Origin of the sequence: Clostridium sp. 1001271B_151109_B4 (assembly GCF_015670405.1) — a bacterium.
GTDB lineage: Bacteria > Bacillota > Clostridia > Clostridiales > Clostridiaceae > Clostridium.
In genome coordinates, this window is the sequence record NZ_JADPBQ010000037.1 from 1 (window position 1) to 8,338 (window position 8,338).

10 protein-coding genes and 1 tRNA gene are annotated in these 8,338 nt (G+C 27.2%); 9 read left to right on the forward strand and 2 right to left on the reverse strand.

Features of this window, described 5'->3' with window-relative positions:
* The first annotated feature begins 229 nt into the window (after positions 1 to 229).
* From I4V63_RS15080 to I4V63_RS15110, 7 genes are all read left to right on the forward strand, one after another.
* Positions 230 to 382, forward strand: coding sequence for a hypothetical protein (locus I4V63_RS15080; RefSeq protein ID WP_196002047.1), 153 nt, complete (start codon positions 230 to 232; stop codon positions 380 to 382).
* A gap of 98 nt (positions 383 to 480) precedes the next feature.
* Positions 481 to 924, forward strand: coding sequence for a hypothetical protein (locus I4V63_RS15085; RefSeq protein WP_196002048.1), 444 nt, complete (start codon positions 481 to 483; stop codon positions 922 to 924).
* 35 nt (positions 925 to 959) lie between these two features.
* Positions 960 to 1,436 carry a VanZ family protein gene (locus I4V63_RS15090; protein WP_196002049.1) on the forward strand — a complete coding sequence of 159 codons (477 nt, stop codon included), beginning with the start codon at positions 960 to 962 and terminating at the stop codon, positions 1,434 to 1,436.
* Between the two features lie 334 nt (positions 1,437 to 1,770).
* On the forward strand, positions 1,771 to 3,858 hold the full coding sequence (fusA, locus tag I4V63_RS15095; protein WP_196002050.1) for an elongation factor G: 2,088 nt from the start codon (positions 1,771 to 1,773) through the stop codon (positions 3,856 to 3,858).
* A 163-nt stretch (positions 3,859 to 4,021) separates the two neighbouring features.
* Complete coding sequence (locus tag I4V63_RS15100; RefSeq protein WP_196002051.1) at positions 4,022 to 4,258, forward strand: hypothetical protein; 237 nt, start codon at positions 4,022 to 4,024, stop codon at positions 4,256 to 4,258.
* A 109-nt stretch (positions 4,259 to 4,367) separates the two neighbouring features.
* Complete coding sequence (locus I4V63_RS15105; protein ID WP_196002052.1) at positions 4,368 to 4,874, forward strand: nicotinamide-nucleotide amidohydrolase family protein; 507 nt, start codon at positions 4,368 to 4,370, stop codon at positions 4,872 to 4,874.
* A gap of 182 nt (positions 4,875 to 5,056) precedes the next feature.
* The gene (locus I4V63_RS15110) at positions 5,057 to 6,013 is read left to right on the forward strand and encodes a CPBP family intramembrane glutamic endopeptidase (protein WP_196002053.1); all 957 of its coding nucleotides are present in this window, start codon (positions 5,057 to 5,059) and stop codon (positions 6,011 to 6,013) included.
* Positions 6,014 to 6,078: 65 nt separating this feature from the next.
* On the opposite strand, the gene I4V63_RS15115 is transcribed toward I4V63_RS15110, so the two are convergent.
* Positions 6,079 to 6,513, reverse strand: coding sequence for an SH3 domain-containing protein (locus I4V63_RS15115; protein ID WP_243280533.1), 435 nt, complete (start codon positions 6,511 to 6,513; stop codon positions 6,079 to 6,081).
* 139 nt (positions 6,514 to 6,652) lie between these two features.
* Between I4V63_RS15115 and I4V63_RS15120 the strand changes: the two genes are divergently transcribed.
* A tRNA-Phe gene (locus I4V63_RS15120) sits at positions 6,653 to 6,728 on the forward strand.
* Between the two features lie 261 nt (positions 6,729 to 6,989).
* Positions 6,990 to 7,205 (forward strand): hypothetical protein, encoded by a 216-nt coding sequence (locus I4V63_RS15125; RefSeq protein ID WP_196002054.1) that lies wholly within the window; start codon positions 6,990 to 6,992, stop codon positions 7,203 to 7,205.
* Positions 7,206 to 7,250: 45 nt separating this feature from the next.
* On the opposite strand, the gene I4V63_RS15130 is transcribed toward I4V63_RS15125, so the two are convergent.
* Positions 7,251 to 7,928, reverse strand: coding sequence for a uracil-DNA glycosylase (locus I4V63_RS15130; protein WP_196002055.1), 678 nt, complete (start codon positions 7,926 to 7,928; stop codon positions 7,251 to 7,253).
* Positions 7,929 to 8,338: the final 410 nt, after the last annotated feature.

Consider the following 8,338-nt stretch of genomic DNA (forward strand, 5'->3'; position numbering starts at 1 on the left):
TGCACGCAAGGGGTCAAGGGTTCGAATCCCTTTACCTCCACCAAAGCTACGATTTTAAATCGTAGCTTTTTTGTTGTATAAATTAGTAATAATTTGTCGTAAAATAAATTGAAAATATTATTGTTTTTTTGCTATGATTTTAATAAAGTATTATATAATAGTGTATATAGTATTTCTAAAATAGATTTATAATGTGTTCTTATATAAAAATAAGAATGGGAGTGATCATATGGAAGAAAAAATAAATTTAGAGCAAAGAATAATTCAGTTGAAATTGAAAAAAAGGGATTTAGTTCTAGCTGGGAAAGATACAAAAGAACTTGATGATGAAATCAACAATATAAAAAATGAGTTAGATAAATTATCTTTGATAGTAAAATAAATTTTATAACAATTTTAATTTAAGCATATTATATTCAAAAATATCATAATAATTCTTGAGGGAATTATATTTTCATGTAAATATAGGAGGGACTATTTATGATAAGAACAGTGGTATGCGAAAAAGAAGGTTGTTCAGGAAATACTTTTTTTATAGAAACTCAAGATAATAATTTGGTACTAACATGTGAACATTGTAAGAGCAAATATGAATTTGATATAAGTTATTATGATTTTATTATATTATCAAATTGTTCTAAATGTAATAACGATACTTTTAAGGTATTTAGGGATACTGAAAAGGAAGGAATATATGCAAAATGTGTTGAATGTGGTTCAACACCAGAAAAGATATATATAGACTCAGATGGAATTCAAGTATCTTATGAAGTGAAGTTATTAAATGATATTAAGGAATTAATGTATCAATTAGAACAAAGGGTATGTAATGTAGAAGTTAAATTGCAGGATCTTGAAGGTAGTCAGGGAATATTGGAAGAATCGTTAGCGTATATTAATAGATATTTAGTTGAAAAAAACTAATAATAGAACTTTATAAATTATAATAGGGAGAAGATATGAAAAACAAAAGAATAATAATGAATTGGATATTATTAATAGCTTGGATGATATTAATATTTGTAATGTCCAATCAGCCAGCAGATATATCTAATAAACAAAGTGATTTATTTATAAATATACTTTCATTTATAGGAATTGATTTAAATAGTACTTTAGGATCAATAGCATCATTTGCTGTGAGAAAGACAGCACATTTTACTGAGTATTTTATATTATATTGGTTAGCTGTTTCAGTATTTAAAAATTATATTGAAATAAAGAAAGCAAGAATATATTCTTTAGCTATAGTATTGGGATATGCAATTACAGATGAAGTGCATCAATATTTTATACCAGGACGAGAAATGGCTTTTAGAGATGTGATGATTGATTTTTCAGGTGGATTATTTGGCTGCCTTATAGATTTGCTATTGCATAAATTTAAAAATAAAAAAGTTAATAGAAATAGTTCATCAAGGATTGTTGCTAGATAATTGCAATGATCCTTTTTTATAGCTTAGGAATAATAGAATTATTATAGATAACCTAAGTATAAATAAAGAAATTATACACCTATTTAACTATATGTAGATAGAGATAAGAATGAAAGTGTTAATACGTCAAATTTTAAATTTACCTTAATAATTTTAATGGAATTGCTAGAAGTTTAAAGAGAAGAAAGTGAATTATGTACTATTTAGTTCATTAAATTCATAAAGATTAAGTATGACTTTAAATAATAAAAGCTAATAAAAATGACAATTAATCGATCTATATAAAGAAAGGTGGGTGAGGGATAATACTATAAAATAGTATTATCAATAAATTATGAAAGAATATAATTATAAAAACCTTAGAAATGTAGGATTAATAGGACATGGAGCAACAGGAAAGACATCCTTAGCTGAATCATTATTATTTTATACAAATAATACAGATAGGCTTGGAAAAGTTGAAGATGGTACTACTGTAATGGATTATGAACAGGAAGAGAAAAAAAGGGGAATATCATTATCAACATCAGTAGCTTCTTTTGAAGAGAATAACATTAAGATTAATATAGTAGATATGCCAGGATACTTTGATTTTCAAGGGGAGATGGCTCAAGGAATGAGAGCTGTAGATATTGCAACTATCGTAGTGTGTGCTGCATCTGGTATTCAAGTAGGTACTGAAAAGGCATGGGACTATTGTGAAAAGATTAAATTACCAAGGGCATTTTTCGTTAATAAGATGGATAGAGAAAATGCTAGCTTTGATAGTGTTCTAGAGCAAATGAAAGAAAAGTTTGGAACTAGTGTTGTTCCTATTCAATACCCAATAGGAAAAGAAAGTGATTTTAATGGAATTATAAATGTAATTTCAAAGACAGCATTAGTATATAATGCTAAAACTTCCAAAATGGAACCGTCAGAAATACCAGAGGAGTTAAAAGACAAAGTTGAAGAATGCAAGCAAATGGTAATGGAGGCTGCTGCCGAAACTGATGAAGAACTATTAGATAAGTATTTAAATGATGGTGAATTATGTGATGAAGATATATATAATGGATTAATAAAGGGTTGTGCTAATGGTGATATAGCACCAGTCTTATGCGGTAGCGCTATAAAGATGATTGGAATCAAATCAATGATTAATAGTATAATTAAATGTTTTCCATCACCGGAGCATTCACTTCCACAAAAAGCAATTAATTTAAGTACCAATGAAGAGGTTTTCATAAATATTCATGATGAGAAACCATTTTCTGCTTTTGTATTTAAAACTATTGCAGACCCATTTGTAGGTAAAATATCATTATTTAGAGTAATGACTGGAAAGATAAGTGGAGAAATGACTGCATTAAATACTAATAAAGATAAGCAAGAAAAACTAAACCATTTATTCTTTATGAAAGGTAAAAATCAAATTCCTACACAAGTTATTTCAGCTGGGGATATAGGAGCAGTAGCAAAATTACAATATACAGCAACTGGAGATACATTATGTAGTGATAAATTAAAGATTATGTATGATAAAATTAATTTACCAAATGCAGTAATGCCTATGGCTGTATTACCAAAGTCTAAAGGTGATGAAGAGAAGATATCTTTATCATTATCAAAGTTAATGGAAGAAGATCCTGTATTTAAGGTTGAACGAGATGTTGAAAATGCAGAAACTATAATTTGGGGATTAGGAGAAACACATTTTGAAGTAATAGCTAATAGAATTAAGAGTAAATTTGGTGCAGATGTAATACTACAAGAGCCAAAGGTTCCTTACAGAGAAACTATTAAAGGGGTTTCAGATGTACAAGGAAAACATAAGAAACAATCAGGTGGGCATGGTCAATATGGGGATGTAAGAATTAAATTTGAACCAAGGCAAGATGGAGAGCTGGATTTAGAGTTTGTAGATAAGGTAGTGGGTGGTGCTGTTCCTAGAAATTTTATACCAGCAGTAGAAAAGGGATTAAGAGATTGTATATCTAGTGGGGTCTTAGCAGGGTATCCAGTAATAGGTCTTAAAGCAACATTATATGATGGTTCTTATCATCCAGTTGATTCTTCAGAGATGGCATTTAAGATAGCAGCATCAATAGCATATAAAAAAGGATTGGAAGCGGCTAAACCTATTTTACTTGAGCCAATTATGAGTGTTCAAATATTAGTACCAGATAGTTATATGGGAGATGTGATGGGGGATATTAACAAAAGAAGAGGAAGAGTAATAGGAATGGAACCAGAAGGAAGAATACAAAAAATATACGCAGAAGTACCTATGAGTGAAATGTTTACTTATGCAACAGATATAAGATCTATGACACAAGCAAGAGGAACTTTTATAAGTGAGTTTTTAAGATATGATGAAGTACCTGCAAGTGAGGTAAATAAGATTTTAGATGAAACAAAAAGAATAAGAGCAGAAGCATAATAAAAAAAGTATTTATAAGTCATATCAAAATCGATATGGCTTATTTTTATAAAAAATAAAATATGTAGAATAAAATTGATAAAAGATGCATAAAATAAGGACAGTTAAGAAATATTATATATAATAATATGGGGTATGAGAGAAATAATAGGAGGGTAAAACAATGCCAGACTATAAAATGGATATTAGAGGGAAACTAGGACTTAGTGAATATAGCGATATCTATGATTATATGGGGATAGTAGATAAGAATGATAATTTTACTATAACAGTAGATCAGTTAAATAGGCAACATGTAAATATTATTACCTCCATGTTAAAAGAAAGTAATTTTTCTATATTAGAAGAGGGAATAAATAATTTAGGGGATTATTATATTAGTGCCAATAAATATAAATAAAAATCTCTAAAGTACTTAACTTTAGAGATTTTTATTTAAAAAATATTTATGTAAATGTAGAAAATAATGGTTTATAATTGTAGTTAGAAATTATTTTGAGGTGAGTTAAATGAATATACAGGTTAATAATGAAGGTTCTATAGAAAATATAATAGGAAGTATTCTATGTAATAATAATTTAACTATATCTACAGCAGAATCTTGTACTGGTGGATTAGTTGCAGCAAAGTTAATATCATATGCAGGAATATCTAGTTCATTCTTAGAAGGTGCTATTACTTACTCAAATGAAGCAAAAGTTAAAAGGCTTGGAGTAAAAAAAGACACTTTAGAAAAATATGGTGCAGTAAGTGAAGAGACTGCAAGAGAAATGGCTGAAGGAATTGCTAAAGAAAGTTCATCAAATGTATCAATTGCAACAACAGGTATAGCTGGACCAGGTGGTGGTAGTAAAGAAAAACCGGTAGGATTAGTTTATATAGCTGTATATCTTAATGGAAAGACAAAAGTGGATAAGTGTAATTTTGATGGGAATAGGAATGAAGTAAGAGATTTAGCTACAAATTATGCAATTAATATGATGATAAAAGAACTTAAGGAGAATAATTATAGATAATTTAGATAACGAAAAATAATCCCAATAATATTATCTAAAACATTAACGGGATTATTTTTGTATATAAATAAAATGGGGGAGAGGCGATTAACTATGAAGTTTAAAACTTCATTTATATTATTGTCATCATTTAAATTTAATATACATTAAGCAAATAAAATTTTTAATAAAAGGAGAAATTTATGAAAAAGGTTGCTAGAGCCAATACATACTTTTTAACAATTATACTATTACAGCTATTTTTGCCTGTATCAAAAATATTCAGTTTATTTAATATAACAGATGTTAGGTTGATGCTTTTTATAAGTCATACAATTACATTTATCATTCCGGCGATAATATACTTAATAGTTACTAAGCAATCAGCAAAGGATGTATTAAAATTAAACAAGCTATATTTTAAAGATGCACTTCTAATTATATTGCTTGCATTTGTATGTCAACCTATAATGACATTCTTTTCTTTAATATCACAATTCTTTTTTGAAAATGAAATAGGTAACTTTATGACTGAAATAGTTAGCTCACCGTATATTATATTATTACTCTTAGTAGCTGTATTACCTGCAATAACGGAAGAAATAACTATACGTGGAGTAGTATTATCTGGATATAAAAATAAGAATATATATTTATCCTCAATAATAACAGGATTATTATTTGGAATAATGCATCTAGATCCACAACAGTTTTTATATGCAACAGTTTTAGGATTTGTACTAGCTTTAGTTGTTAGAATAACAAATACAATATTTGCTTCTTCATTAATTCATTTTTTGATTAATGGAACTTCGATAACTATACAGAAAGTAATTAGCTTAATCCCACAAAGCGATTCATTAATGGAAGAAGCTTCGGAAATAAGTATAAGAAGTTTACCTGTCGGAGAAAAATTAGTAATGGCTGCTACATATGGAATAATAGCATTAGCTTTTGGAATAGTAGCTTTTTTTATACTTAAAAAATTAGCAAATTTGAATATTAGAAGAGGAATAATTACCAAAGAAGAGATGAGTATAAGGCATTCTAATAGTGATGAGAAAATATTTAATATGCAATTTAGCTTTATTATAATACTTTATTTTATATTTATGCTAAGGGTACCAATTATTAGATTTATTATAAGTTTAATTATGTAGTATATAATATTAGTCTATGTAATGAAAGACTATTAATAGTTTTTCGTTACATAGACTTTTTATTATTAGAAATTTGTTGATATGTCTTTGGATGTAGAGCAAATAAAAGAAAAATCATTTTTATTAATCCATCCTCGACAGTTATAAGGTGTATCAACAGGTAAACTTACATAAAACCAAGTTTCATTACTTACAATGGCACTGTCTAATATTTTAACCTCCATCTTGACATTTAATGTTTTAAGCTTTGGTGAATCGGTAGTAGGTGCTAGAAAGATAATAGATTCATTATTGGCTATTGCAGTTGTTATTGATGGGCGAATAAATTGAACATTTAGATATTTTGTTTTTGCAATAGAATTTCTATATTCATTTCTAATACTATTAAATTGAGAGGTAGTTCTTCTTATTCTATCCTTGGCTACTGCTAATTTTTTTTCGTAATAAAAATACATAAATATAATGATTAATATTAATACTAAAAATATAATGTATTTCAAAGTTACCTCCAGAATAATTATTATATAATATATTTATATTTAGAGGGTCATAAAAAATTACTAATAAAAAATATACTTATAGATTAACTAAAAAAATATTTGACATAATATAAAAAATATTGTATATTAAAGTTGTTAAGGCTCGATAGCTCAGTCGGTAGAGCAGAGGACTGAAAATCCTCGTGTCCCTGGTTCGATTCCTGGTCGAGCCACCAGGAAAGCAACTTACTAAATAGTGAGTTGCTTTTTTTTGTTCTTATAAATTTAGAAGTAATAAATAAATAAAAAAAGATAAAATTAATTATTTAATAAGTTTTTATAAAGCCTTATAAAAAGTAAATAATAACTCTTTACAAAAAATGTTATAAGGAGTAAAATGAATTTATAGTAAATTCATTTATTGTTAAGTTTAAATTAAGATATATTTAATAATTTAATTATATAATTTAATTATAAAGAATAAGGAGGATATGCAGATGGTAGAAAAGATGATGCTTTCAGATAAGGATTATGAATATTTAACTAAAGGAATAGCAGGTGGAGTTGGTATAGGAACCATTATTGGAATGCTACTACAAGATATAATACTTGGATTTGCAGCAGGCGGAGTTCTTGGAATTATACTAGCATTTGTATATTCTTATTACAGAAAAATAAAGTCACATAAAAACAAAGTTGTTAAAATAGATTAATATGAAAAAAGTTAGAGCCATTATAAAAATGACCTAACTTTTTCTTTATATATTTTCTATTTGCCAATCAATAGGTTTTTTATTAACAGATGTAAGGAATTGATTAATTTTTGAAAATGGTTTACTTCCAAAGAAACCTCTTGAAGCAGATAATGGACTAGGATGTACTGAAGATAGAACTAAGTGTTTATCATTAGTTATTAATTTTTTCTTACTAATAGCATTGTTACCCCATAATAGAAAAACAACAGGATCATTTTTTTTATTAACTAAAGATATTATCTTATCCGTGAAAATTTCCCAACCTTTATTCTTATGAGAGTTAGCTTCGCCAGCTCTTACTGTAAGTGAAGTATTTAATAAAAGTACCCCTTGGTCAGCCCATTTTTTTAAATAGCCATTATTAGGAATATAGCATCCTAAATCAGAATTAAGTTCTTTATATATATTTAATAATGAAGGAGGTATTCTTACACCTGGATTTACAGAAAAACTTAATCCATGAGCTTGATTAGGTCCATGATAGGGATCTTGCCCTAGAATAACAACTTTCACATTTTCATAAGGCGTATAATGTAAGGCATTAAATATATCATATTTATCAGGATATATTGTTTTTGTATTATATTCATGTTTTAAAAAATCTCTCAAAGTTAAATAGTATTCTTTTGAAAATTCATCTTCTAAAAGTTCATTCCAGTCATTTTTTAATATTTGTTTCATTTTAATCACCTCTATTAAGTGTATTTTAGATATTAAGTTATGAATTTTACATAATTATAACACAAACGGTACCTAGTATATCAATAGTAGAAAAATGAAGAAAAAGTAAGAAAAATCATATAAAATTAGAATTATTTGAATAAAATAATGAAAAAATGAAAATTATAATAAATAAATAGTGTTAAGATAAAACACGTCGCTGATGACAAATCAAACAAATGAGTTGATTGGTGAGGCGAATGATACTTATCATGTCGATGATAAATGTCAAAAAAACTTTTGAAAAAAAGTTGTTGACATAAAATTAAAGAAATGATAAGATAAGGAAGTCGCTTCGGTGCGACAGAGTAAATGGTCTTTGAAAATTGAACAGAATATAGTTAAAGTAAACCAGCAATTCTTTTGAGAGT

What these genes read in the sequence shown, in the direction of transcription:
- I4V63_RS15090 (WP_196002049.1), top strand. Translation starts at nt 960, where the DNA reads ATGAAAAACAAAAGAATAATAATGAATTGGATATTATTAATAGCTTGG.
- I4V63_RS15130 (WP_196002055.1), bottom strand. Translation starts at nt 7,928, where the DNA reads ATGAAACAAATATTAAAAAATGACTGGAATGAACTTTTAGAAGATGAA.
- I4V63_RS15125 (WP_196002054.1), top strand. Translation starts at nt 6,990, where the DNA reads ATGGTAGAAAAGATGATGCTTTCAGATAAGGATTATGAATATTTAACT.
- I4V63_RS15105 (WP_196002052.1), top strand. Translation starts at nt 4,368, where the DNA reads ATGAATATACAGGTTAATAATGAAGGTTCTATAGAAAATATAATAGGA.
- I4V63_RS15100 (WP_196002051.1), top strand. Translation starts at nt 4,022, where the DNA reads ATGCCAGACTATAAAATGGATATTAGAGGGAAACTAGGACTTAGTGAA.
- I4V63_RS15085 (WP_196002048.1), top strand. Translation starts at nt 481, where the DNA reads ATGATAAGAACAGTGGTATGCGAAAAAGAAGGTTGTTCAGGAAATACT.
- I4V63_RS15080 (WP_196002047.1), top strand. Translation starts at nt 230, where the DNA reads ATGGAAGAAAAAATAAATTTAGAGCAAAGAATAATTCAGTTGAAATTG.
- I4V63_RS15110 (WP_196002053.1), top strand. Translation starts at nt 5,057, where the DNA reads ATGAAAAAGGTTGCTAGAGCCAATACATACTTTTTAACAATTATACTA.
- fusA (WP_196002050.1), top strand. Translation starts at nt 1,771, where the DNA reads ATGAAAGAATATAATTATAAAAACCTTAGAAATGTAGGATTAATAGGA.